The sequence below is a fragment of the Brevibacillus sp. HB1.2 genome (assembly GCF_013332495.1).
GTDB classification, from domain to species: domain Bacteria; phylum Bacillota; class Bacilli; order Brevibacillales; family Brevibacillaceae; genus Brevibacillus; species Brevibacillus porteri.
Genome location: NZ_JABMIU010000009.1, coordinates 95,832 through 121,872, shown reverse-complemented (window position 1 = coordinate 121,872; position 26,041 = coordinate 95,832). Strand labels below are relative to the sequence as shown.

At 50.6% G+C, this 26,041-nt stretch carries 18 protein-coding genes; all 18 read left to right on the top strand.

Annotation, left to right across the window (positions count from 1 at the left end; all coding sequences use genetic code 11):
• The first annotated feature begins 74 nt into the window (after nucleotides 1-74).
• Nucleotides 75-2,831, top strand: coding sequence for an adenylate/guanylate cyclase domain-containing protein (locus HPY28_RS20075; protein ID WP_174231256.1), 2,757 nt, complete (start codon nucleotides 75-77; stop codon nucleotides 2,829-2,831).
• A gap of 18 nt (nucleotides 2,832-2,849) precedes the next feature.
• Complete coding sequence (locus tag HPY28_RS20070) at nucleotides 2,850-5,006, top strand: AAA family ATPase (RefSeq protein ID WP_174231255.1); 2,157 nt, start codon at nucleotides 2,850-2,852, stop codon at nucleotides 5,004-5,006.
• A gap of 113 nt (nucleotides 5,007-5,119) precedes the next feature.
• Entirely contained in the window at nucleotides 5,120-5,692 is a 573-nt protein-coding gene (locus HPY28_RS20065) for a Pvc16 family protein (RefSeq protein WP_047071825.1), read from the top strand.
• The gene (locus HPY28_RS20060) at nucleotides 5,692-6,498 is read left to right on the top strand and encodes a hypothetical protein (RefSeq protein WP_174231254.1); all 807 of its coding nucleotides are present in this window, start codon (nucleotides 5,692-5,694) and stop codon (nucleotides 6,496-6,498) included. Before HPY28_RS20065 ends, HPY28_RS20060 begins: the two co-directional genes overlap by 1 nt.
• 182 nt (nucleotides 6,499-6,680) lie before the next feature.
• Nucleotides 6,681-8,441, top strand: coding sequence for a phage tail sheath subtilisin-like domain-containing protein (locus tag HPY28_RS20055; protein ID WP_173623698.1), 1,761 nt, complete (start codon nucleotides 6,681-6,683; stop codon nucleotides 8,439-8,441).
• A gap of 37 nt (nucleotides 8,442-8,478) precedes the next feature.
• Nucleotides 8,479-8,910 (top strand): phage tail protein, encoded by a 432-nt coding sequence (locus HPY28_RS20050; RefSeq protein ID WP_174231253.1) that lies wholly within the window; start codon nucleotides 8,479-8,481, stop codon nucleotides 8,908-8,910.
• An 86-nt stretch (nucleotides 8,911-8,996) separates the two neighbouring features.
• On the top strand, nucleotides 8,997-9,374 hold the full coding sequence (locus HPY28_RS20045; RefSeq protein WP_007721338.1) for a hypothetical protein: 378 nt from the start codon (nucleotides 8,997-8,999) through the stop codon (nucleotides 9,372-9,374).
• Nucleotides 9,371-9,562, top strand: a complete 192-nt coding sequence (locus tag HPY28_RS20040; RefSeq protein ID WP_017250500.1) for a DUF6760 family protein — start codon at nucleotides 9,371-9,373, stop codon at nucleotides 9,560-9,562. The genes HPY28_RS20045 and HPY28_RS20040 overlap by 4 nt, the downstream gene beginning before the upstream one ends.
• A gap of 5 nt (nucleotides 9,563-9,567) precedes the next feature.
• Nucleotides 9,568-10,032, top strand: coding sequence for a phage tail protein (locus HPY28_RS20035; protein ID WP_017250499.1), 465 nt, complete (start codon nucleotides 9,568-9,570; stop codon nucleotides 10,030-10,032).
• 33 nt (nucleotides 10,033-10,065) lie between these two features.
• Complete coding sequence (locus HPY28_RS20030; RefSeq protein WP_174231252.1) at nucleotides 10,066-13,887, top strand: hypothetical protein; 3,822 nt, start codon at nucleotides 10,066-10,068, stop codon at nucleotides 13,885-13,887.
• Nucleotides 13,888-13,944: 57 nt separating this feature from the next.
• Nucleotides 13,945-14,580, top strand: a complete 636-nt coding sequence (locus tag HPY28_RS20025) for a CIS tube protein (protein WP_069847664.1) — start codon at nucleotides 13,945-13,947, stop codon at nucleotides 14,578-14,580.
• Nucleotides 14,581-14,587: 7 nt separating this feature from the next.
• Nucleotides 14,588-15,703, top strand: a complete 1,116-nt coding sequence (locus tag HPY28_RS20020) for a phage late control D family protein (RefSeq protein ID WP_106836075.1) — start codon at nucleotides 14,588-14,590, stop codon at nucleotides 15,701-15,703.
• Complete coding sequence (locus HPY28_RS20015) at nucleotides 15,700-16,425, top strand: phage baseplate assembly protein V (RefSeq protein WP_017250495.1); 726 nt, start codon at nucleotides 15,700-15,702, stop codon at nucleotides 16,423-16,425. Before HPY28_RS20020 ends, HPY28_RS20015 begins: the two co-directional genes overlap by 4 nt.
• Before the next feature lie 16 nt (nucleotides 16,426-16,441).
• Complete coding sequence (locus HPY28_RS20010) at nucleotides 16,442-16,843, top strand: GPW/gp25 family protein (protein ID WP_174231251.1); 402 nt, start codon at nucleotides 16,442-16,444, stop codon at nucleotides 16,841-16,843.
• A gap of 48 nt (nucleotides 16,844-16,891) precedes the next feature.
• Entirely contained in the window at nucleotides 16,892-19,966 is a 3,075-nt protein-coding gene (locus HPY28_RS20005; RefSeq protein ID WP_174231250.1) for a putative baseplate assembly protein, read from the top strand.
• Nucleotides 19,967-19,983: 17 nt separating this feature from the next.
• Nucleotides 19,984-22,224 (top strand): putative baseplate assembly protein, encoded by a 2,241-nt coding sequence (locus tag HPY28_RS20000; protein ID WP_174231249.1) that lies wholly within the window; start codon nucleotides 19,984-19,986, stop codon nucleotides 22,222-22,224.
• Between the two features lie 33 nt (nucleotides 22,225-22,257).
• The gene (locus tag HPY28_RS19995; protein ID WP_217444847.1) at nucleotides 22,258-24,357 is read left to right on the top strand and encodes a phage tail protein; all 2,100 of its coding nucleotides are present in this window, start codon (nucleotides 22,258-22,260) and stop codon (nucleotides 24,355-24,357) included.
• Between the two features lie 36 nt (nucleotides 24,358-24,393).
• Entirely contained in the window at nucleotides 24,394-26,031 is a 1,638-nt protein-coding gene (locus HPY28_RS19990) for a hypothetical protein (RefSeq protein ID WP_174231247.1), read from the top strand.
• Nucleotides 26,032-26,041: the final 10 nt, after the last annotated feature.

Sequence of the window (26,041 nt, the reverse complement as noted above, 5' to 3'; positions counted from 1 at the left end):
TGTAATTTTTAGTATAATGTTGCTTGGTATCATTTTCGAAAATATGTTTTCGAGAGATGGGAGAACCGCAAACGATGGTAAATAACAAGAAGTATTCCTGGTTGTCCGGACTGCTGATTGTGTTTGTTGGGATCGGCTTGCTGCTCGTTTGGAACGTGGATAGAAGCGGGAAGCAGGGCGTACCGTTTCGAGGGATCGACAGCATCGCGGTCAATAGTCAAAAGGATGTCATCCTCATAACGGATGGACATCAAAAGCTAATTAGCCTGTCCCCTGATCGGTCGCTAAGGTACCAACAAGTACTGGAGCAAAATCCAGAAGAAGGCTTGGAAAATTTCACAGAGGTAGCCATCGACGAAGAAGGCTATGCGTACGTGCTGATTACAAAGCTCGATAGCTTTGGTTTGCGAACCGTATCCGAGAGAATCGTGCGAATGTCGCCAGATGGAGAAATCGTACAAGTCGTGTATGAAGATTCATACGGAGCGAACAGCTCGTACAAGCGCATTGGCAAGGTACGCTCCCTGCAAGTCGCGAAAGATCGTCTTTCCTTTTATGTTTATCAACACCCTGAAGTGATTGCCTATCAATTTGTACCCTCTGACTCACCCCCCACACAACTCTATCAAATCCAATTGCCTAATGAAGTATACGTCAATGAAATCACAGGAGTAGACCCGCAACTTACCTATGTCACTACCAAGCGCGGAGAGGTTTTCCAGGTCGACGTTCCCCTTGGGAGCAGGGAAGCTCAAGTGAAGGGTCCGCTCTACATTCACTCCGAACGGTCCGAAAAGAATCATACCGTCCCCAATCATGTAAAAGTGGGGCCAGCAGGTCGTCTCCTTTTCTACAATTCCGATCAAAATGTCATGGAACGCTTCGATCCCGCACATCCAGATGAAATCGCCTTGATGGTGCCTTCCAAAACATTCGAGCAGATCAAGTCGAGCGATAGCAGTGCACTAACGGCGTTTGCTGTAACCCCCAAGTATGAGTTCGTAGTGGCCACAGATAGTCAGCTCGCCTTCTTGGATCAACAAGGAAATATGATGACCAAGCTCACTTCCCCGTCAGTATCCGAAAAAGACCGCTTGAAGGAATGGACCTGGTGGACAGGATTGGGAGTGGAAATTCTTCTGTTTTGTGTCATTCAGTTTCTGTTGTTTCGCCTCTTCCGGATTCCGTTGATTATCAAGCAAACGATCGTGATAGCTCCACTAGTTGTTGTCCCCGTATTCCTTCAACTGGAGGGAACGAAGCTGACCTTTTCTTTTATGGAGCAGGAAAATCAAACCGATCTTCGCCTCCAAGCCTATGTTATTTCTACCCTGATCGAAGGGGACAAGCTGGATGGAATCAACGGAGCCATTGATTACATGAATGCGGATTATCAAGCAGTACAGGCCGACCTGAAAAAACTGGAGGTCCCAGATGATGTGAATGTGAACAGGGGGCTGTACAAAACGATTTATAAATACAAAGATGGCGAATTGTTTCTCATGATGGATGACAATGACAGCGCAGAAGTGTTTGAGAATGTGCCCATTGATGACGAGTTCCGCAGTGTGGTCATGAAAAGGGAGATCGTTTCCGGTAAAGCACAGGATCGGACAGGCTACTGGATGTACGCGATGGCCCCGATATACAACTCCTCCGGTAAGCTATCCGGTGTGTTGGAGCTGGGCAGAGAAATGAACGGAGTCCGTATGCAGCACACCGACATGTCCCGTGAGCTCGGAAAAGGCGCTGCGCTGGTCTGGTCGATTTGTGCGAGTCTATTTTTCCTTTTCTCGTGGCTGACATACCGAAACATTCGCAATCTGCAAACGAACGTCTCCGATATGGGAAAAGGCGACTACAGTGTGGTGGTGAGGGTTCGCTCCATGGATGAAATTCAAAAGCTGGCAGAAAGCTTCAACCAAATGGCAAAGCGCATTCGTCAGTACATCTCGAATATCACGAGGATGAGCGAGGCGAACAATCGCTTTGTGCCGCAGCAGTTTATCCATTTTCTCGGGAAGGAAAGCATACTCGACGTGGAGCTGGGTGATCAGGTGGAGCGGGAAATGGCGATTATGCGCATGAGTCTGCAATCGTTTCATGCCATCTCTCATCGTCTGCGACCAGAGACGACCTTCCGCGTCATCAATGCGTTTCTCAAGCGCTTTGCTCCGATTGTGAACGAGAATCAAGGAATGATTACCGAATATCTCGATCCCGGCGTGCTTGCTGTTTATCCAAAAGAAGCGAAAGACGCGCTGGATGCGGCTGTACAAATGCGCCGTACGTTAGCGGACTATAACGAGCAACGGGCGGAAAAAGGGTACGATCCGATTGAATTGCGGGTTGCGCTGCATCACGGTCCACTGATGCTCGGAATTATTGGCGAGTCGACGCGTCTGGAGGCTGCGATCATATCGGATCACGTCCGCGTGGTGGAGAAAATGGAAAAGATGGCAGAAACGCTCGGAGCCTGCATCCTGATGTCCGATTCGCTGTTTGCCAAAATGGGAGAGAGCACGCCGTACCGATATCGTGATTTAGGCTGGGTGCATATAGAGGGAGAGGCTCAGCCGATGCATTTGTATGACGTCTACGAAGGGGACACTGACCAGATTCGTGCACACAAGGAGGAGACGAAGGAATTGTTTGAGCAAGCGATTGTGATGTATCAAAATGGGAGGTTTCACGATGCACGCTCCGCTTTTCTGTCCGTCATCAAGCAAAACCGCTGGGATCAGGCGGCGCGACAGTATTTCTACTTATGCGACGAATACGCCCAAAAAGGGGCCGAACGAGATTGGTCTGGCGAATTGAAAATATCGTAGGAGCGGTGAAAAAGCGAAATGACTAGTCCCGAATCGAATCACAACCAGTGGAACTATTACGAAGAAATGCTTCGATGGCTGGATGTTCATCTGATGCGCTTGCTGGCAGTGCGAGCACAGCAGGGGGATGATTATCCGCTTGATCAAATGAGGGGGGTGATTGTCACAGAGGAAGAAGTCGTGCAATTGCTCGAGGCAGCCCCGCCAGCAACGCAGCTATGGGAAGCTTTCACAGAGCGGGTGGCAGCATGCGAGGAACGACTGGATGCCCTGCACATGCAAGAAGCAGGTAGCGTACCGATTCTGGCAGTGGCAGAGGCTTTTTCGCTCAATCGCTTCGAGCTGGGGTGTTTATTTCTTTGCCTGGCAGTCGAGCTGGATCGGAAGTACGAAAAGCTGTTTGGCTACCTCCTTGATGATATTACGTGCAAGTCACCTACTCCCGAATTGGCGATGCAGCTATTTTGCCAGACAGCTGCTGAGAGAATAGAGGCCTGGACAGCGTTTACGCAAAAAAGCAAGCTGGGCCGATTGCTGCTTTTTACCGAGGCGGACATGGGTGGAAGCGGCTCTTGGCTCTCTCGGCCGTTAAAGCTGGATGAACGCATGCTGCACTTTTTGACGACAAGGGATGGAGGTGATGCCAGTCTGCCGCCTTGGCTATCCTGGAGCTTGCCAGATCAAGAGTTGGAACCATATGTAGGGGAGAGCGCGATTCATTTGCAGGAGCGCTTTGAAACATTGTGGGAAACAGCAGGAGCAGATTCAGAGCGACTTCTCCTGCACTTGCATGGTCCGACTGGCGTTGGTAAAAGGCATCGCGTTAAGCATTTGTTTCATCGCGTCAGGCGGCCGGTGCTGTTCGTCGATGCAGAGCGCTTGATCCGGGAGGAAGCTTTTGCACGAAGATTACAGCAGGTATTGCGGGAGGTGCAGCTGCGGCGGGGGGTACTGTGCTTGCATCAGTTCGAGGTTTTTCTGACAGAAGAGGTACAAACAGCTGGGCGCAAGCAGCTGTTGATGGATGAACTCGAAAGCTTTTCAGTACCCACTGCCATTGTGGCGAAAAGTCAATGGAAGCCGCAAAACGCTCTGGGGAAGCGGATTTGGCTGGAAATGGAGGTACCTAGTCCAGATGAAACGGAAAGGAGGCGATTATGGGAAACGGGCTGTGCAGGCATGAGCTTTTCTCAAGAGATTGACATAGGCGTTTTCGCAGGGAAATTCAAGCTGAATGCGGGGCAAATCAATCAGGCGCTTCACAGAGCAAATGAGATGGCGATGCAGACGAAAGAAAGGATCATTACGAAAATGCACCTGCATGACGCTTGTTTCCTGCAAATGAGACATGCGCTAGAAAAGCACGCTTCTCGATTGAGACCCAAATACAGCTGGGAAGATCTGATTTTGCCTGAGGAGCAACTGACTTTGTTGCGAAACGCCTGCAATCAGGTGACCTATCGAAATGTTGTTTTGGGGGAGTGGGGCTTTGGGCGAAAGCTCTCTTATGGCAAGGGCGTCAGCATGTTGTTTGCAGGTCCTCCGGGTACGGGCAAGACGATGTCGGCGGAAGTCGTGGCAAATGAACTAGGTCTGGAGCTTTTTAAAATTGACCTGTCGCAGGTGATCAGCAAGTACATTGGGGAGACGGAAAAAAACCTCCACCACATTTTCTCAGAAGCGAGAATCGGCAATGCCATCCTCTTCTTTGATGAAGCCGATGCCCTTTTTGGCAAGCGCTCAGAGGTGAAAGATTCGCATGACAAATACGCGAATGTGGAAACGGCCTACTTGCTGCAAAAGATGGAGGAGTACGAGGGGGTCTCCATTTTGGCGACGAATCTCCTGCAAAATTTTGACGAGGCCTTCATGCGCAGAATCAACTACGTGGTGAAGTTTCCTTTTCCCGAACCGTTCTATCGCGAAGAAATATGGCGCAGCATGTTCCCGGCCGATACGCCGCGAGCTGCTGACATCGATTTTGAGTTTCTCGCGTCCAAGCTACACATTGCTGGGGGCGGGATCAAAAATGTGGTTCTCGCTGCCTCTTTCTTGGCTGCATCGGAAGGCACGCCCGTTTCCATGAGTCATTTGATTGCGGCTGCCAAGCAGGAGTTAAAAAAGACGGGTAAGCTGCTATTGAAAGAGGATTTGGGGGAGTATGCCATCAGGTAGTACGTATCGGAAGGGTGCATGATTTTACAAAATTAGATAAAAATTCATGCAAAACCATTAATTTCAATGTTATGATAAGTATATTCTGTCAAATAATGTCGAGGTGAACGGGTATCAGCCAGTACACCGCCATTGCTGAAGTAGGAGAGACGCTGCTCGCTCTTTTGCGCAAAGAGATGACGCCGGAGCCGATTAGCCAGCCGGAGTTGATCGGCCTAAGCTCGCCTGCTCAGCCAGGAGATTTGGCGCTAGCCTTGTTTTTATACGAAATCCGGGAAAGTCAGGAGAGGCAGCACATGATGATCAGTGAAGGTACTGATCAGTTGCGATATCCCCCAATGACGGTCAATCTATCCTACATATTGACCGCCCATTCCCCAGCAGAACAGCATACCCGCATGCTGGACGAGCATCGCATCCTCGGGCGTGCCATGCAGGTTCTCTACGACAACGCCATTTTGCGTGGCGATCAGCTTCAAGGCTCCCTCGCAAACATGGATACAGAGCTTCGTGTCGTCGTGGAGCAGCCTCCCGTTGATAAACTCATCCAACTATTTCCACATGTTCCGTACAAGCTATCCATCGGCTACTCGGTAGGGCCGGTTCATATCGATTCAACCCGAGTTCGTTCAACGAAGCGCGTACTGGAACGGGATATTCGGATACGAGGGGAAGGTCATGGTTAATGGATCAGCATTTCCAGGTGCGCATTCGTTCCGTCTTCTCGTATGCCGTCCGTCTGGTGGACATGTATACAAGAGGAGCCCCTTTTCGCTCGAGCTTGTCTGTTCGCTTGGCGAATCATCTACAAGTGCCCGTATGTAAAGGGGACGGATGGTATATCTTTACGGACTTGCCTGATGGGATTTACACGCTCTCCATAAGCAGCCGGGAGTATATGGATCACTCCACGTCCTTCTCCGTGATCACTGGGAGTACTTCTTACACGGAGTCCATCATTTACTTGCAACCGAGTCCAGCCTATCCATTCCAGGCAGGAGACTCCCTTGTTCGAGGGAGAGCTTGCGTGGAGGATGGTTCCCCAGCTGGCGGAGCCTATGTGCAGGCTGTCATCTCGTATGAGCGAGATGCCCCGGTGAGATTGGCCGAGGACGCTGACAAAGAGGCCACGGAGCTAATCGTAGCCAGTAAAAAAGGTCAAGTCGATTTGGCTGACGCTTTTCTTCTCGAAACACCCACATGCAAAGGGACGATCATTCGTTTTGCAAGTCCCCCAAAAGGTCGGGTTTATCCCTTGACCGAACCTCTTGCTTTTGCCTACCCAAGAGGCACTGTCTTACTCCCCCTGCTCGAAACGCATTGCGACGACAGAGGAGAATTCGTAGTTGCCCTTCCGTTGTTTCTGGAAAAAACTCATGCTCGTATGAATATTGAAGTGCGGCGGGAAGAAGCCGCTGGTTTTGCCGAGCTTTCCATTCAAGCCGGTACGACCAAATCCATAGGTATCATCCAAATGAACAGATCCAAATAGGGTGATCCGGCAGTTGTTTGGCGTCGGTCCATGACACCCTGCTGCCTGATTATAGAGCAAGATTCATGTATCAAAACGGCTTTTTTCGTAAGTGGTAAAGCAAGTGATGAAATTAATCGGAGGGAGGGACTGATTGCAGGTTTCTGCTGCTAATACATGCGGAACTCTCCAATCAGGATACGATGCCAGAGTACTTATCACCAGGGGTGTATGTCGAGGAGTTTGATAGTGGCCCCGTTCCCATGGAGGGAGCGAGTACGAGCACGGCCGGCTTTATCGGGTTGGCCCAAAAAGGACCCGTTGCGGGATTGCCTGAGCTGATTACAGGTGTCAATGATTTCCGCAAGTTGTTCGGTTCCTATTTGTCTGAGAACGCGTTTGGCGAATACCGCTATCTCGCCTATGCGGTGGATCACTTCTTTCTGAATGGAGGCTCCCGTTGCTATGTGATGCGAGTAGCGCCAGCAGATGCGAAGCCAGCTTCCAATGAAGGCAACAGCGAAGGAGCTGTCCTTCGGATTGCTGCTAAAAACCCAGGGGCATGGGGAAATCAGATCCGCGTAAATTTGATTCCGTCGAGCAAGGCAAAAACGCAGATTTACGAGCAGCTAGGAGAGGCTCCCAAGTACCGTGTGAAAAATAGTGCAGGCTTTCAACCAGGTGATGTCGTCTCTTTCTATGACGGTGAAACCAAACAGTACAGGGAAGTGGTTTCGTCCCAAGACAATGTGATCGAGCTGTCAGCTGTGCTCACAGGAGACGTCGTCGATAACAATTTGCTGCCAGTCAAAATTTTGTCCACATGCGAATTCACGGTGCAAGTCTTCTACAACGATGAGGCTGAAGAGTTCGACAAATGCTCGCTCAATGTCTCTGCTGCCAATCATGTAAGCAAGCTGCTGTCCAAGAGCAATATCGTTGAGGTCGAAGCGGGTGCTGCTCCAGCAAGCCCTGAAGTCATTCCTCCTTTTACCGTCATTTCAGGGATGGCAGAAGAAACTCAATCCGAGGGCGGAAAGACGGAATTCGGTCTGTATCAAATCTCTTTGGCAGGAGGTAGCGACGGTTCTGTCGCCAATCTGTCAGCGGGCGAATACATGGGGGAGGATCACGGACCGGGGAAACGTACGGGAATCCAAGCCTTCATCGATAATGACGAAGTGAGTATTATGGCCATTCCTGGCGTGACAGACCCAAATGTGCAGCTCGCGCTTGTGGCTCATTGTGAAAACTTGAAAAGCCGCTTCGCCATCCTCGATATCCCACGTGACAAGAAAAAAGTAAGCGATGTGTTGACGCATCGCAATATTTTCGATACGCAATACGCGGCCATCTACAATCCTTGGCTGCAAGTGTTTGATCCGCTAGACAAGCGCAACATCTACATTCCGCCATCAGGCTCCATGGCTGGTATTTACGCACGCTCGGACAATACCCGAGGCGTGCATAAGGCTCCGGCAAACGAGGTTGTGCGCGGCTGCACAGGACTGGATTGCCAGTACAATACGGGCGAACAGGATATTTTGAATCCGAAGGGAGTCAACCTGATTCGCGCGTTTACAGGTCAAGGAATTCGCGTCTGGGGTGCGCGGACGATGTCATCGAATGGGCTATGGAAGTACATAAACGTACGCCGCCTGTTCATTTTCCTCGAACAATCGATCAAAAACGGGACAAACTGGGTGGTATTTGAGCCGAATGACGAGAGGCTGTGGGCCCGCGTCCAACGCACGATTGATTCTTTCCTGACGCGTGTTTGGCGAGATGGCGCGTTGATGGGCTCAAGCCCGCAGGAAGCCTTTTACATTCAAATCGGCAGAAGCACGATGACACAGGATGATATCGACAATGGCAGATTGATCTGCGTGATTGGTATAGCACCTGTCAAACCAGCAGAGTTCGTCATCTTCCGTATTACGCAAAAAACATCTGATCAGCAATAATTCACGACGGAAAACGGTGTGAGGAAAGGGGTACAGTATGGCAGAGCGCAAGGATCCATACCGCAAGTTTCGGTATCGGGTAGAGATGGATGGGATTCAGCAGGCTGGCTTCAGTGAGGTTTCGGGTTTTGATGCGTCTGTGGACGTAGTCGAGTATCGCGAAGGCAATGAGGTAATTACTCCGCGCAAGCTCCCGGGCTTGGCGAAGTACGGGAATATCACGCTGAAATGGGGCGTGACGGATTCGATGGATTTGTACAACTGGATGCAGGACACCATCCAGGGCAAGGTCGCACGCAAAACGGTAACGATCATCGCCATCAATGAAGCTGGGGATGATGTCGCTACATGGAAGGTCATTGAAGCATGGCCGACCAAATACACGGCGCCTGATTTTAACGGTACGTCCTCAGAGGTAGCGATTGAGCAGCTGGAAATCGCCCACGAAGGAATGACACGCACGAAATAATAGAAGATCCCGACGCCAAAGAGTGGCAAGGAAATGACTTTTCTTTGTCATTCTTGCTGGCCTAGGGTGATGAGGAGGATGATACCATGGCATTTAAAACGGAATACGAATTCGAGCTCCCGCGCGGCTATGTTGATGAAGAAGGAAACCTGCACAAACGAGGTGTCATGCGCTTGGCGACGGCTGCCGACGAAATTTTGCCGATGCGTGATCCACGTGTCCAGCAAAATCCCGGTTACTTGACGATTATTTTGCTGACGAGAGTGATTACCAAGCTGGGAGATGTACGGGGAATTGACACAAGAGTGGTGGAAAGGCTGTTTACCGCTGATCTCGCGTACCTGCAAAACCTGTACAGACAGATTAATGAGTTGGACAGCTCGATGTTCAAGACATCTTGCCCGAAATGCGAGCATGAATTCCAGGTAGACATGGCTTTTTCAGGGGCGCTGGAGGGAGTATGAGTGGGTATCCCATCGACAAGATTTATGAAGAAGCCGCCTTCATCGCCTACTATTTTCACTGGCCACATGACGAGATCATGTCGATGGAACACAAGGAACGGCGGCGCTGGTGTGAAGAGATATCCGCGATTAACCGCAAGCAAAATGACGAACCCGAAAACGTTTTTGATGTGTTCAAGCGGAGGTGATTCTGGTGTTAGCCAATGAGAATCCATATTACACCAACCTCCGATTTCGTGTGGACTTTCTTCCGTTTGGATTGGAGATGGATGGCATCTGGGTCGCTGGATTTAGTGAAGTGTCCGGATTGGCCGTAGAAACAGAGCTGGAGGAGTACCAAGAGGGCGGCGTGAATCATTTCGTCCACAAGCTGCCGAAACGCAGCAAGTTTCCCAATCTCGTCTTCAAACGAGGGTTTGTGAGATCAAACGAGCTGTGGAGATGGTATGAGGACTTCCACTTTGGCCCGCCAGAAAAGCGCAAGCGCAAGCAGGGAGCGATCATTCTGATGGACCCAAACGGAAATGACGTGGGGGCTTGGGCATTTGAAGGGGCTTATCCGGTCAAGTGGGTTGGACCGGAGTTCCGGGCCACGCATGGAGAAGTGGCCATCGAGACATTGGAAATCGTGCACCACGGCTTAAAAGCGTATTTTTAAGCCTTATCCCGTCTGCAAGGAGCAAAAGAAACGATGATAACGATCAAGGCGCTCCCACCTTCGCGTGGTCCATCACTGCAGCCAAGGGCGTCCAGCCAAGGCTTTGCACAAAGCATCATGCAGAAGTATCGGCACGAGGAAGGGCGCGATCCCGGCTACCTCGCTTTGATCCATCGTGATTTTTCGCCGAGTATCGGAGGGCAGGAAAACCACTTTCATCAAACCTTCATTCATGTACGCATGCAAGTACAAGTGGAATCCTACCTCGGATTGAATCGAGAAATGTTGCCGAACGGACAGGCTGGTTTCCCATGGCCAAAAGAGCGTGCGGTGATAACGCAAGCATCGGGATCAGGACGAAAAGTACAACCAGCTACTTTGATACATGAGCTTTTTCGGAAGTGGGAGTCATCCAAATTAATCGAGAAGGTTTACCTGCCTCGGATCACGGTTGTCTCAAATGGGAGAGATAGATATCGCTGGCCCAGTTATGTTCAGTCTTCAGTTCAGCGAGCAAGCTCACTTGAAAAATGGCTGCCGCTAGGTCGATTCAAAGAGCAGATAGACCCGGTCGATATTACCTCGCCTCTTTGGAAAGCAATCGTTTCAGACAGCAAAGAAACCGTACGGGAAAGATTCAGGACGCCTGAGACTTCCTATGGTTCACCGGAATTTTTGGTACACATGGCGCGAATGGGTGATCCTGGTGGACGCAAGGGCATGCAAAATGCACGTGAGCGGATACGGCTCGAATCAGCGACAAGAATAGACGCGATCTCGCATTCACGTGTCAGAGCAACGCGTTCTGAAACAGGGCGATTCGAACGGTTTGGGGCTCGCAATTTTTTGCAGTTGATCGGTAGAGGAAGGGAACCAGAGATTGGGACGTGGTCTTTTCCTATTTTGCTAAAACGAGCAGAAGGACGGGCTGCGAGCTCTTTTTTGGATCGCGTGGTGTGGACAGAGAAAGCCGGAATTGACGGCAAAGATATCACTAGACGAATCGTTCATGAAAGTGAAAGTACACGTTGGTCCGTAGCTTCCCGGCAGACTGAGCTGTGGGTGCGCTGGTGGGAAAACCTGAGTCTGTACTGGCAGAAAAGTAGAAGAGCAACATGGCTGCCAAGGACGATGACTGTGCATCCACGTCTACGTGTTTTACAGCCGATTGTTTTCCCGAAAAGCCGTCAACATCCGCAAGCGAAAAGCGCATGGATGCTAGAAACGCTGTCCCCATTGGAACGGAAGATATTTCAGAGCAATGAGCTTTCGAAGATGTTCTCGTCCGTATTGCCTAGCATACTTCATCGAGCTGATGCTGGTCGGACCAAACAGCAGGCTGTAAGGGAACGGTTCAAACAGCTGTTCCATTTAGCTCAACAGTTTTCGAGGGTAGAAAGTGAACATGGGCAAGCAGTGCTTGTTTCTCGACAGAGGTTGAAGCAGATAGAAAGCAGGCGGGAAGAACAGTCGAGTGCCTTGGCGCATTGGTTGCGTCACCTTGTCATAAGTCGAGAGCGACAAGCAACCGCGCTTGCATCTAGGGTGGAGCAGGAGCAGCCGAGTAGCATTACATTTCACCCGTCACAACTGCTGCTTCCTTTCGAATCCATCGGAACAAGGAATCAGCAGACATACGCGTTCCTTCAACAACTGATATTTCAGGAAGCTAGGTTGAACGAGATTGTCCGGGAGCAGTCCATTCGCTTGCGATCAAGCCATGAGCAAACTCATCCAGGCAAAACGCGCGTGATCCCGGTTGTCTCTCATGCATCGTATCAGCAGCTCGACGTGCTACAGCATGAGTGGTGGACGGGTTTGTCGTTACGCGTTTTACACCCCGTGCAGGGGCTACTGTTCCCATTGCGTATGACGCGTATCACAGATAGTTCCCAAACAGCTCCGCTTCTCTCGCAGCCAATTGTCAGGAAGTCGATCGCTGCTTATTGGATACAGAGCTTCCAGTCCGCCAATGCTCCTGTTTTCTTTGAAAAACGAGGATGGTTGAACCAGCCTTGGATCAAGGAATATCTTGAAACGCATAACGAAATAGAGCGCGGGCCAGCTGGTATAGCTAGTGCTGCACGATTTGCATGGAATCGCTTCGTACCTGTCTTCCATGTGAATCGCCAACTCTGGCAAACGCTCCAGAATCAAATCGTCAGTTCTACCCATCAGGAGATGAACAGGAAGTCTGTGATGGCGTGGGTGCATCTTCAACAGAGAGTGGCAAAACAGCTCAGCGCAAGGGAATTCCTTGCAACTAGAACGCATGCGCCAAGGTACCTTCCGTATGAGCTGGGGAATCAATCTCCGTATCCTGAAGGCATCTCCCAACCGTTTTTTCAGTCACCTATTCATTTTCCGGGAAATAAACACGTGTATCAGTTGCCATACGAGACGATACGTCAGCTACTGTCGTTCCAGGGTAGGAAAAACAAGCGGGCAGATGTTGCTTTCTTCAAGAATCAAGAAAAGTTCAGCCTACCGGGACGAAAAGCGACGATCTCGATGGTACACGAGCATGAGCATAGACCAATACGGCACACCTTCTTCCTAAAAAATGAACAGAGTACAAGTCGAGCATTCTTGCATACTCATCGTCATGATCGGGATGCCGTTTCCCTCAGGTTGAACGGCTTTGGTTCTGCAATGCTTCGTGTCACAGAGTGGATTGGACTTGAAAGAACAGAACATCAGCGATTGTACAACACGTCTGCGAAGTCGTTTTCTATCAGAGAGGATGTCTCTGACAGGAACTCATTGCAACGGATCGCTGCTGGATGGAGTGCAGAACTAGGACTCACGATCCTCTTGCAAAAAAGCGCGAAGCTGGCTGCGATGAGCGAGTTTGCAAAGGTAGGCAAAATTAGCACAAGTGGGAAAGCTCCCCCGAGCAGTGAAAAGCAATCGAATGATCAGCCAAGGTCTCGCCAGGGCAAAAGCAATCCATTACGAGAAAGCCGTCCATCCCGTGAAAGCTACCACTCCCGTTTCTTGCGCCAGACAGCCAGCTTGTGGACAAGCTCCATTGCCCTGCGTGCTCGTCTCTATCTTCAAGTCATGGAGCAAATCAGAAAGGCTATCCAGACTGATTTCCGAACGGAAGCATATGTCCAAAACCATCACTTACTCGTGACTGTTCTGAATCGTCACGATGCACAAATGGTTGTTCAGAAACAATGGGGACGACTCCCTAGCCTTGTGCATGGTCAAAGCGTGGGGGTGCCCGACAGTTTCATGCATGAGAGTGGAAGCAGACGTGCAACAGAGCGACTACCACGAAAAGGTCGCGTCAACAGCTTGGAGCCATTATCTCGCCACAGCCGTTTTCAACAAACGAACCATGAGCAGATTCTGACGGTCAATCAAGGGCTATTCAACCTGACGTCAACAACACCAATGGCGGCGGAAAAAGTGGAGCATGCGAAAGAAAACACATCCCTAGCATTTTTGCCAAAGCCAATGCTTGCGATGGAGAAGCAGCCACCACTCCTGCAAGCTTTGCAGCAAGCTCAAAGAGCGCCCGGAGAATCCGAGCAGCGCTCCTTGTCCGAAAACGCAACCCATACTCATCGACAATCGTTACGCACAGCAGACAGCTATGCAAGCCCTGCTGCTACCGTTCAGTCCCCGCCGTCCATGGCGTTTCTGAGAAAAAGCATTCCGCCTCAAGAAACCGCAGTGCAGCAGACGACAACACTTCCACTCCAACGACAAGTCGATCTAGACGTGCAAGAGAGGGCTGGCAATCAGGCGTCGTTATCCCCACAAGAGGTGGATCGATTGATGGATAAAATGATGAAGGAGCTGGACAAGCGCCTCATTCAAGAGCGGCAGCGACGAGGTTTATAAGCAGGAACTGCCGCATTCACAGACGACTATTTCTTCGGTAAAGAGAGGCAAAAGCCAATGATGGGTCAGGAGAAAAAGGCCAAAATTTTAGTGGATCGCAACGGGCAAGGAGACTTCAAGGAGAGTATTTCCGTTCTCTTTAACCCTTCCGAATACAAGGTGGATGCTTCCAATAACTACTCGTGGCAAAAGATATTGGGACAATCGGTACCAGTGGGGATGTTCACGAGCGGAGATATCGAGACATTATCGGTCGACTTGTTTTTTGATACATACGAGGCTGGAGTGGATGTGCGTGCATTCACGAATCAGGTGCTGGGGCTGATGGCCGTAGAAAAGAAAATCAGTACACCACCCCTATGCAAATTCGTCTGGGACAGCTTTCAATTCACCGGTGTTGTCGAAAAGGTTTCGCAGCGGTTTACGATGTTTCTCGATCAAGGGACACCAGTACGAGCCACGTTAGGCGTCACGTTTAAAGGCACGAGTGTGAAAAAGTCCGCGGACGATATCGGAGCCGCAAGAGAAAAAGTCGCACAACAAACGGTCAACCAAGGAGACCAGCTGTATTTGATGGCGTATCGCTCGTACAGTGATGCATCGAAATGGCGAAACATTGCGAACGCCAATCGGATCGACAATCCCAGACTTCTAAAACCGGCTACTACCCTGCATGTGCCACTTGTGAGGTGACGAAGGAATGAGCGAATTGAAATTGACGACAGACCGCCATTCCTTTGATGACCTGCGCCAAACGTACAATAACTTTCATTCCCCAGCCTTGGAAATACTCGTTGGAGGGAAAAAGCTGATCAGCCAGGTAGGTGTCGCCATTACCAAAGCAACGATCAACTCCAGCTTGGACGGCAAAGCCGATACGTTTTCGTTTTCGGTAACCAATGCTTTTGATACGGCAAAGTGGGAATTTCGCTGGGCAGATGATCATTTGGTTCCTGGAAATGAAATCGAAATTCAGTTGGGCTACGGAACTGAGCTTTCCAGTCTCTTTTACGGGCATATTACAGCCGTTTCGTTTGCATGCGAGGAGACGCCTACCATTACGGTAAAAGGGATGGACAAATCGTTCCTGCTTATGGTGGATAACAAGTCTACCTCCTGGAATAAAAAGAAATACAGCGATGTCGTGAAAGAGTTGGGACAAAAATACGGCTTGTCGACGCATGTGGATGATACAGTTCAGACAATCGAGACCATTACAAAGACGGTCTCCGAGACTGACTTTCAATTTTTAAATCGTCTCGCTAAAATTTGTAACTACGATTTTTTTATCGTCGGGAAGAATTTATATTTCCGTAAGCCACTGAGCAACATGACGCCGGTCCTCACCTTGATCTGGGGAGTTTCCTTACGCAGCTTTTCCGTCGATGTCAACATCGCTTCCCAAGCTTCCTCATACACGGTGCGATGGGTAGACAAGGACAAATCAACGGTGCTCCAAGAAGCAAAAGCAACGAGCACAGATATCGGGAAGCTCGGGACCAATTCGAAGACAAGTGCTGATCTGTTGAAAGCAATCGGTGATTATTTTGATAAATACGAGTCAACGAAAAAACTGGACTCACCTGAGGAGATAAAAGCGGTTGCCAAAGCACGCTTGAATCAACTCGCCATGAACCTTCTCGACGGCAACTGTGAGGCAGTGGGTCTACCAGAAATTCGGGCTGGCCGCTATATCAAGCTAGAGGGCCTAGGGAAAAAGCTGAGTCAGCCTTATTACATCACATCCGTCACACACACCATCGATGTGGCATCTGGCTACGTCACGACGTTTCATGTGAAGGGAAATACAATATGAGCTTTGATCATTGGTTCTACCAGGATGAAATCACAGAAGAAGAACGGGCGAAAATCCACGGTGTCATTGTCGGCATTGTGACGAACAACGAAGACCCGGAAAAGCTCTCGCGAGTAAAACTGAAGCTGCCTCTGGTTGATAATGAACGGGAGACGGACTGGGTGCGAATCGCCACGCTTTTTGCAGGAAAAGATCGCGGCAGCTTATTCATTCCGGAGGTAGGCGATGAGGTGCTAGTTGCATTTCACTGGGGAGATGTACGCGAACCATTTGTGATCGGGATGCTCTGGAATCAGGAAAACAAAGGCCCGGAAATGGCGGAGAAAAACAATATCCGAAAAATCACGACCCGTGCAGGCCACGAAGTGATTTTTGGTGATGATCCGAATGACGGGAAGATCACGATTGCTACGAAAAAAGGACAACAGGTGGAGCTGTCGGACAAGGATGAGAGTATTGTGCTTACGGAGAGCAGTGGAAACAACCAAATCTCCATCAAAGGCGGCAGCACCAACGAGGTTACGGTGAAGAGCGGTTCAAGTACGATTACGTTGAATGCAAAAGGGCAAGTGACCATACAGTCAGACACATCGCTGACAATCAAGTCCACCCAGCTGAATCTGGAGGCGCAGGGAGCCATGTCGATTAAAGCAGGAGCGTCCCTGAACATCAAATCTGACGGAATGGTTGCCGTCAACGGTTCGGTGATCAAATTGAATTAATTCATGGGAGGATTCCATGCAGCAGCCATTCGGTGAAAAAGGATGGAAGTTCCCTATTCAGGTGGATCAGGCTACAGGCCGGATTCGTTTGTCCGACTACGAGGATGACATCGCTGAAGCGATTCGCATCATTCTTTCCACGGCAAAGGGAGAGCGTGTGATGCGACCGAAATTCGGGAGCGGATTGCAAGGCTTCATGTTTGATGGGACGGACGGAACGAGTCTAGCTTTGCTCCAGTCGGACATCGCAGAAGCGATCATGATCTGGGAACCACGTGTGCGGGATGTGCAGGTGGAGGCCAAGGTCGACAAGACTCATTCCGAAACGGTGAACGTTACGATCAGCTATACGGTACGTGCGACAAACAAAGGCTATCAGCTGTTGTATCCTGTCCATCGTCACGGTCCACGTGGATAGTGCAAGAGTCACAGTCGCGTGAAGAAAAATGGAAGGGAGGTGGGTAACGTGAAACCACCTTTGGTCGATCCGCGGGACATGCAGGCAGTCATCCGAAAAATGCGCGAAATGGTGCCATTCTACACCCCGGAGTGGCGCTTCACTCCAGAAGATCCTGATGCGGGTACGGCTTTATTTCTCCTTTTCGCAGACATGCTGATGAATAATCGTGAGCGTTTGAATCAAGTACCCGAGCGGAATTTTATCGCTTTTCTCAATATGCTCGGTGTTGGAATGGCTCAGGCTAGATCGGCAGAAACCTTTTTGACATTTGAATTGAGTACAGGTGTGCAAAAGCCAGTGTGGATTCCGGCGGGCACAAAAGTTTCGGGTAAGTCTGAGGAAGGCGATGAAGTGGTTTTCGAAACCGATCAGCCTATGCTGGCTACCCCCTCTCTCCCGACAGATCTGTTGTTTTCCAATGGCAGTCGAGATTTTTTAACAGATGTAACGGGGTGGCTTGGAACAAATGCACCGCTCTCTCTCTTGGACTGCAAGGCTTTACCGAATCATCAGGAGCATTGCTGGTATTTGGGGCATGAGGACTTGTTTTGTTTAGGAGATCGTGCTTCGATCCAGCTCACGATGGTTTCCAATCAGGAACGCTATCTGGAATCCTTGCTAACAGAGAAGCTGGCGAATCCAGAGCTGGTCGAGTGGACGTATCTGTCAGAGGGCGAATGGGTTTTGTTCGACAAAGTCGAGGCTGATCAAAATCGGCTGCGCTTGGAAAAAAAGCAGCGGAAAAAATGGGAATCGAGTGAAGTACAAGGAATCGAAAATCGTTGGCTCTGTTGCAGAGTGAAGCCAGGCATGATTCATGAATGGGTGAAAAATGGTGGGAGCACCTCTCTGACCCACATCCAGATGAAGACGGATTATTTGCCAACGGATGACCTGGAGGGCCTTTCACCCGACATGCTTTTTTCCAATGATGTACAGGTTTCTGGGAGCGGTTGTCTTGCGTTTGGCGAGCAGCTCGCACCGTATGGCATGTTTTTTTTGTCCTGTGAAGAGGCGCTGACGAAGCCTGGAAGTACGGTCGCCCTTCGTTTTCGGATGAAGACGGTGGCTTATCCCGCTACGCATCTGTCACAACCGGAACCGAAATGGAAATGGATCATGAAGGAATCTTCCTTTGACCCTCCTGCGACGACACCCGTCACGGTCAGCAAGGTGGTATGGGAATACTGGAACGGCAGTGGATGGATGGTGCTCCTGGCAGGAGAGGATAGGGAGAAGCTGTTTGCTGGCACCGATTCGGATGAAGAGATTGTGGTTATCTTTACGTGTCCAGATGATTTGCAGCCGACAACCGTCCAATCACAGCTAGGTTATTGGATCCGTGTGAGAATTCTTCAGGTGGAAGGTTTATACGGCCCGAATCCTGTATACATGGCCCCGTGGCTGGGAGACATGCGCCTGACCTACTCGTACCAAGAGTCGCTACATGAGCCGGAAGCGATTCTCACACAGAACGACTTGGATTGGCAGCACCCTGTCCGTACAGGTAATCATCAGGCTAGCTTCCAGCCGTTTTTGCCGTCCGAATGCTTGCATCCCGCCGTCTACTTTGGATTTGAACAGCCGCCATTACAAGGACCGCTCTCTTTCTACTTTTCTTTTCTACCGATGGAAGAATCCCCAGGGCCTGCTCCGGTTGTGCAATGGGAATACAAGCGCAAAGAAACAGGAACAACGTCTTGGGCCAAGCTGCAGACAATTGATCAGACCGCTGGTTTTACGGAAAGTGGTACCGTCCGTTTCGCTGGTCCTTTTGATATGGAAAAAAGCAAACTGTTTGAGCGGGAGCGTTATTGGATTCGCGCCGTCAACGTAGACAATCGTCTGGGAGGAGGCGCTTTGGATGCACGACATCCCGTGCTAAGCGGTTTTTATCCGAATACGATACGAGCCATTCAACAGGAGACGATTCGCAATGAAATGGCAGAGCGGATAGCAGAGGGGCCACAAGCCGAGTACAGACTCATCCGACATCCCGTCATGGGCGAAGAGGTGTGGGTAGATGAAACAGGCTTCTTTTTGCCGAGTGAACGAAAGAACTGGCTGGAACATCCAGAAAACCGGGTGGAACTTCTCTATGATTCGGAAGGGAACGAGCAAAAATGCTGGGTTTTGTGGAAGCGAGTAGAGCATCTGCACGATTCGGGCCCGGATGATCGCCATTACTGCTTGGAGAGCGCTACCGGAATCATTTTGTTTGGCGATGGCAGACACGGTAGGGAGCTTCCACAAACCGGACTCGGTTCCGTGAGGGTGACGTATAAGGTCGGAGGGGGAACAGCAGGGAATCTTCCAGCTGGGCAGTTGAATCAACTGGAACAATCGATTCCGTTTGTCCAAGCTGTCAGCAATCCGGTGCCTGCACTTGGGGGAAGTGATCGGGAATTGCTGGCGGAAGCCTTGCAACGAGGTCCTCAAACCATCAAGCATCGCTATCGAGCGGTGACGGCTGAGGATTTCGAATGGCTCGTCCGTGAAGCGCATCCGGGGATAGCCAAGGTGAAGTGTTTACCGAATCGGAACAGCCGCCTGCAAAGAGAAGCAGGGCATGTCACTGTGATCGTATTACCCGCAGCGGGATGCTTCGGCACACAATTTTTGGAGCTTCGGCGTTCTGTCACGAACTCCTTGCTTACACATGCGGCAGCGACGGTAGCCTCTCCCGAACGGATTCATGTTAGGGAGCCTGTCTACTTGGAAATTGCGGTGACAGCAGAGCTAGCAGTGGGGTCTTTGGAGGAAATCGTTGAGGTGGAGCTGGAGACACTCAGCAAGCTCGCGCGATTCCTTGACCCGATATCGGGAAATCTGCATGGTGGAGGCTGGGAAATAGGACAACGTGTGCACCCGTCGCTCTTGTTTGCCTTGTTGAAATCTGTAAAGGGCGTCCGCTTTGTGGATCATCTGACCTTGGCTGTATTTCGAACGGAAAGTGGGCAACGAAAGGAAATACTCGCTTCTGAATACGAAACGATCATACATGGGATCGTCACAGAGGGTGCGCATCGAATCAGCGTCCGCGTTCACGACAGCCAGGCTTTCTTCCCAACCAAACATTGAAAAAGGAAGTGTGCGCTATGCTTCCATCCAAGAATCTGGATGATCGCCACTTTGAAGAGATCCTAGAACAAGCAAAAAACGCGATCCCCAAGCTGCAGCCAGAGTGGGGTGATCACCGTCATCACGATCCGGGCATTACGCTTTTGGAGATGTTCGCGTGGTTGATGGAAATGCAGCAATACTATCTCAATCGGATAACGGAAAAGAACGAACGGAAATTTTTGCAGCTCATGGGTGTACACCCACAACATCAGTCATGTGCGACGACTGATGTTACGTTTTTCGACGTGTCAGAAGAAGCGATTCTTCCGGAGAAGACGAGATTGTTCGCGGGGAATCTTCCTTTCGAGACGGAACATTCGCTTGTTCTGGTACCCGCCAGTCTGGAGCGTGTTCTGGTTCATACAGAAAGCGGGACGGCAGATGTGAGTTCATCTAATGCGCATAACGGTGTTTCCTACTACGCATTTGGCCAGGAACCAAGGATAGGGAACAAGATTTACTTAGGCTTTGATCGGCCGCTGCCAGTGGGGAAGACAGTCTCCATCGGTTTGCGTCTGTTTGAAGACTATCCTGTCCCACTGGTCTCGCTTACACCCACGTCCCTTTTCGTTCCATCGGCGAGTCTAGTTTGGGAGTACTATGGACAGAACGAGCGCACGCAAGAAATGGGATGGAGTCCGTTACCAGTCTCGGATGAAACGCTGCATCTCTCCTTTTCGGGACGAGTCCTGATCGAGCTTGAAGGGGCAATGAAGCCAATCATGCTTTACCCCGCCAATGATCGGCCTCGATTTTGGCTCTGTGCGACATTGCGTGCAGGTCGATTCGAATTGGCTCCACGCATGGAAAAAATAGAGCTGAACACCGTGAACGCCATCCAATGTGAAACCTTCAGTCAAGTGTGGGAGTACGATGGAACGGGTCAAGTGGATCAGACGATCGTGCTTGCAAGCTCGCTATCGTATGAAGGCACAGTAGAGGTTCAATGCAAAAAGGGGCGTTATTGGCAAAGTGGATGGGATCAAGATGAACCAGATCAAGCCGATACAGGTGCATTTTCTTTTCGCGTTTCGCGCGACTCAGAACAGGGAGCTACGATGATTCGGTTTGGGAGTGCAATACCTGAGGGCCGCAAAAATATTCGGGTCATCGCCTATCGGAGTGACTTTGCAGGGCAGCGATTCATTGGAGAAAGCAGTGGATTGCCACATCAAATGTTCCGGTTGAATGTCCAATCGATCTTGCCAGAAACGTTTGTCATTCAGGTGGCGCGTCAGGTCGAAGGCAGTCCGTTTCCCGTCTGGGAAGACTGGTCGCTGGTCACTGATTTTGACCGATCGGGACCACAGGACCGCCATTTTATGTTGAATGATTCGGACGGGGCAGAAATCGCGTTTGGCAACAATGAGCACGGAGCCATTCCCGAAAGGCTGGAAGGCATGGCGGGCATTCGGATCATATCATGTCAGACAGGCCAAGGCGCGAAGGGGAATGTACAGGGTGGCCAAATTACCCGGTTCCTTCCACTCGCCAGGCAGCGAACTACCGCGCAGGTGACGAATCCCCGTCCAGCCAGTGGGGGAAGCGAGCGCGAAACGATCGATCAAGCCAAACGCAGGATGAGAATGGAATGGAAGAAACCGCAGCGGGCCGTTACAGCAGAAGATTATGAGGCCATCGCGCTGTCGACTCCCGGATTGCGAGTGGCCCGCGCGAAGGCCATCCCCCTGTATAAAGTAGGGGAAATGGGAGCAACCGAGCAAAACGCAGCCGCTCAAATGACCGTCGTCATCGTCCCGTTCAGCGACCAGCCGACACCACAGCCAAGTGAAGGCTTCCTGCGGACCGTTCGTCACCAATTGGAACAGCGAAGGCTGCTGACGACAGAAGTCCATGTGACTGCTCCAGCCTATATCAAAGTGACCGTTTTCGCGACAATCGTGGTGGAGCCTGCGTTTGCAGACAAAAAGCAGATCGTGCTACAGGCACTGAAGCGGTATTTGACGCCATTGAATGTCCAAGATTCTTCGACTCATCAAGGAAAAGGATGGGAATTTGGTCGACCTGTTTATAAAAGCGATCTTTACGAGGTGTTAAACCAGATCGAGGGTGTGCTATACGTGACGGATTTGTGGGTTTCCACAGAGGGTACAGGCATCATCAGGGATGAAGGGGGAGATATTCAGATTCCGCTCCATGCACTGGTGTACTCAGGAGAACATGTTCTGGAGCTCGTTGTGGATAGAGAAAGATAGACGGGAACAAACGGAGGAGTGGGCGTGGATACAATGAATCGTTTCTTTTCCCTGAACAATCCGTCCGATTGGCAGCGGGGGGCTTGGTATAACCTTCACGTCTCCAACGAGGGGATCGCGCTGAACAAATCGCCCGAATATGTGATCGATCATGTGCATCAAGCTGGGACGACACATCACTCTCGACTCTTGGATTTTTCCATTGCACGCGTCGGTTCGTTGCTTTGGCTGGATGAAAGCGGGCATATCACGCATTACGATGACAGCAACAACTTCAAGGAGACGGTGTTTCGCGCTGGACGGGGGTTGTTTTCCAAAGACTCGTTTCTCGTCGCTGACGATGAATACGTGTACATTATCGACCCCGAAGCGAGGCGAAAAGTCGGAGCTTATTCCATAGCCAACGGCCAATGCGTTTGGAGCTGGGAAGATGGGGACGGACAGCGGCTTTTTCCTTTGGATGCAGGGCTGGATGAAGAAGGACATCTTTACATCACGACACCCGTGGTCGTAGATGGAGACAACGAACGGAAGGAAATCGCGGCGGGAACACAAGTCATCGTCCTTCGGCTGAATCGGGCAGGCAAAATAGACGCTACATACGCGCATGCGGAATTGAAAGTAACAGAGACAGCTACACTCCGTGAGATCAGGCGAAGAAGGTTGTTTCGCCTGTCTGTTGCCGAAGCGGGCGAGGCCTATCTATTTTGGGCACAGACGAATCAAGTGTTTCGATTCTCTTCGGAAGGCTCCGATGTGTGCAACCTGGCGATCCCGTCAGGCACCAAGCCCGCGGGATTTGCAGTGGGCCCAGGTCCCATTCTCTACGTGGGTGATAGTCGTTCCATCGATTCGGCTCATGATCATACCCGATTCATTTTGCGGTTTCAACCAACGGGAGAAGCACTCGCGCCACTAACGAACTACCATGGACGAGCAGACAAGCTCGTTTTTGACAATCAGCAACGTTTGTATGTTTGGGACGCACAGAAAAATGTTCTGACCATGTTGCGGCTCGTCTCGCGGACGTCCACCTTGGATGCGACCGGAATACCGATGGGCATCTACTTCTCTCGTGCATTGGATAGCGCGGAATTTGAAACGGTGTGGCATAAATTTACGCTGGTTGCAGACATACCGGAAGAAACGCAATTACTCATCTCGACGTTTTCTTCTGATCGAAAAGAGCATGTGATTCATGGAGCCGTACACAACCTGGATGATTTTTTGCTGGCACCCGACATGGACTGGAAAACCAAGCTGCAAAGGACGGCCAATCTATGGTCGGAGCCAGTAATCAACGCCTCAGATGCGTTGTTTCATTCAGCAAAAGGTCGTTACTTATGGATCAAAATCGAATGGCTCGGTACTGACCGTCACTCCCCGTTGCTCAGGCAATTGCGGATTTACTCGCCGCGCGACACATTTTTGCGGTATCTACCAGCGACTTATCAAAGTGAACCTGCCAGTGCTGATTTTTTGGAGCGCTTCCTCTCCCTTTTCGGGACGTTTTACTTGGAGCTGGAGGAACAGATTGATACCATTTCGCGGTTGTTCGATCCAGATACGACACCTGGCGAATTTGTCCCTTGGCTCGCTTCCTGGTTAGGGATGGGCAGGGAAGAGCATTGGACAGAGGCGCAGCGACGAGAGCTGATTCGTCGTGCGCCGGAGCTGTACGCAGAGCGGGGCACTCGTGCGGGCTTGGAAAAAATGGTGGAGCTGTATACCGGGGAGCGCCCGATGATCGTGGAGTATTTTCAAATTAGGGACATGAAGGCGATCCCGGAGCTGCACGAGCTGATCTCTTCCTTGTACATGGATCATCCCTATCAATTTTGCCTGATCGTTTCACAGGAATGCGCGAAAACAGAGCGGGAGCAGTCGGTTCTGCAAAAGATTTTGGAAGATCAAAAGCCTGCTTTTACAGAGGCGAAGCTCATCGTTCTGCGCCCGGGCATCTACGCCGACCTCCATAGCTACGTGGGGATTAATTCTTATTTGACAGAGCCGTCGTTCCTTACGCTTGATCAAAATTTATCCATACCATACAACACGGTACTAAGCGGGAAGGACCGCAGCAGACGAATCGATTATGACACGAGGATTGGCCTGGATGCAGAGCTGGAGTAAGAAGCCGAGATTTTTACGCAAAGTGAGGTGTTCGAGATGAAGAATCTGCGTTATTTTCCACATGAACGGAATGTGTATTTCAAAGGGAAGCTGTTGACCGTCAGAGATTTCGAATCAGAACAGCGCTATTTCAATGACAAACGTCGACTCACCAATCGGTTGCTTCACGGGGGTGGAGTGGTATGCGGTTTGCAAGTGATCGCTGTGGACGAAAAGCAGATTTCGGTCGAGGCTGGAGTCGCTCTCGATTATCTCGGGAGGGAAATCGTACTTCCTGAGCCTGTGAAGCTGAAGCTGTCTATGATGGAAGGCTTTAGCAACAACGATTACGCGAAAAATGTGTACGTCTGCTTGTCCTATGATGAAAAAGGCAAAGAACAGGTCTTCTCCGTCTCCGAAACGGTCGAGCAGGAAATGGCTGAATACAACCGAGTGGCAGAAGGATATCGGCTTTTTATCAAAGAGGAGGCACCACATCCTGCTGCCATCGAAGGGGTGCAACTGGTAGAGCAAAGAGTGCTACTATATGCAGATCCACAGGTGCGCATCTGGCAGGCGACCCCACGATACGTCAATCCAGGTGAAGAATTTACCTTGCAGTTGCACATCGAGAAGACGGTACAAACGTCACGCGTGCACTTCCAATACAAGCTGGATGCACCAGGGCTGACAGTCTTGGAGAGCAGTGACGGTAGTGTATCCTTCTTAGAGCCTGTTGACGCGAAAGAGACGGATTACGTCATCTCCATTCCGATCAAGGCTGGCTGGGATCGTGGAACGGTGGAGCTGGCAGTGCTGGGGGGCAAGGCAGAGGTTCAACTCGGCGATCGCTTGGTGCATACTGATCTCGTTTCTGTAGGAAAAATCGAAATCACGCCAGACGATCTGGTAGAGCGGCTCGTGTCCGATTACTACAATCGCAAGCTGGATCAGGTGACACATGCAAACGAACAACCTTTTCTTTATTTGGCAAAAGTATGCTTGCTGCAAATGAATGCGACCTATGTCATTGAGAAGGTTGTTCCTGTTCCGTTTGGTGAGTACGTGTATACCCCAGCGCTTTTGCAAAAGCTTGCGTTGCGTGCGCAGAAGGGGAAGCAAGTCGAGCAAGGGTCCCATGCGGATTCCTTCCGGGTGACCACGCGTGTGAAAGAAATCGCAGCAGGCGATAAGCCGCAGTTTGATGTGAGCTACGATCATCTGGCGTCCGTCTACCAGTTTGAGCTTGGTCTGCCCCGACCCGGAAAGGCCAATGAACAAGTAGCAACTGGCGTGGTGGAAATACCGATTGAGCCATATTCGTCCAACTGGCCGTTTGGAGTCAGGATCGGCAATCGATATTTTTCTGACGAGATCAAGCACTCCCTCGGAAAAGGGAACGTGTATGTCAGTGCAGGAGTCGAGGATTTTCATGCAGATGTGATCGATGAGTTGCTTTCCCAACATGAGCAAGTGATGTACGGGCATAGTAGTGTTTTTGATGATTCAGAGTATGCGACAGATGCAGCCCATTTTGCCGTAGGGGTCATCGTTTATCCGCAGAAAGGAACGTTTCGGATCGGTGTTCAGGTAAAGGGAGCTGTTCAGACAGATCGGGCAAGGATCAGGTGGTGGGCGATCAAACCGCAGGCAGCTGGGACAGAGGACGTGGCGCATCAAGATTCACAAGAGTAGCAAGGTTTGC

What these genes read in the sequence shown, in the direction of transcription:
- HPY28_RS20060 (WP_174231254.1), top strand. Translation starts at nt 5,692, where the DNA reads ATGGATCAGCATTTCCAGGTGCGCATTCGTTCCGTCTTCTCGTATGCC.
- HPY28_RS20070 (WP_174231255.1), top strand. Translation starts at nt 2,850, where the DNA reads ATGACTAGTCCCGAATCGAATCACAACCAGTGGAACTATTACGAAGAA.
- HPY28_RS19990 (WP_174231247.1), top strand. Translation starts at nt 24,394, where the DNA reads ATGAAGAATCTGCGTTATTTTCCACATGAACGGAATGTGTATTTCAAA.
- HPY28_RS20010 (WP_174231251.1), top strand. Translation starts at nt 16,442, where the DNA reads ATGCAGCAGCCATTCGGTGAAAAAGGATGGAAGTTCCCTATTCAGGTG.
- HPY28_RS20040 (WP_017250500.1), top strand. Translation starts at nt 9,371, where the DNA reads ATGAGTGGGTATCCCATCGACAAGATTTATGAAGAAGCCGCCTTCATC.
- HPY28_RS20075 (WP_174231256.1), top strand. Translation starts at nt 75, where the DNA reads ATGGTAAATAACAAGAAGTATTCCTGGTTGTCCGGACTGCTGATTGTG.
- HPY28_RS20015 (WP_017250495.1), top strand. Translation starts at nt 15,700, where the DNA reads ATGAGCTTTGATCATTGGTTCTACCAGGATGAAATCACAGAAGAAGAA.
- HPY28_RS20045 (WP_007721338.1), top strand. Translation starts at nt 8,997, where the DNA reads ATGGCATTTAAAACGGAATACGAATTCGAGCTCCCGCGCGGCTATGTT.
- HPY28_RS20025 (WP_069847664.1), top strand. Translation starts at nt 13,945, where the DNA reads ATGATGGGTCAGGAGAAAAAGGCCAAAATTTTAGTGGATCGCAACGGG.
- HPY28_RS19995 (WP_217444847.1), top strand. Translation starts at nt 22,258, where the DNA reads ATGAATCGTTTCTTTTCCCTGAACAATCCGTCCGATTGGCAGCGGGGG.
- HPY28_RS20055 (WP_173623698.1), top strand. Translation starts at nt 6,681, where the DNA reads ATGCCAGAGTACTTATCACCAGGGGTGTATGTCGAGGAGTTTGATAGT.
- HPY28_RS20020 (WP_106836075.1), top strand. Translation starts at nt 14,588, where the DNA reads ATGAGCGAATTGAAATTGACGACAGACCGCCATTCCTTTGATGACCTG.
- HPY28_RS20050 (WP_174231253.1), top strand. Translation starts at nt 8,479, where the DNA reads ATGGCAGAGCGCAAGGATCCATACCGCAAGTTTCGGTATCGGGTAGAG.
- HPY28_RS20000 (WP_174231249.1), top strand. Translation starts at nt 19,984, where the DNA reads ATGCTTCCATCCAAGAATCTGGATGATCGCCACTTTGAAGAGATCCTA.
- HPY28_RS20030 (WP_174231252.1), top strand. Translation starts at nt 10,066, where the DNA reads ATGATAACGATCAAGGCGCTCCCACCTTCGCGTGGTCCATCACTGCAG.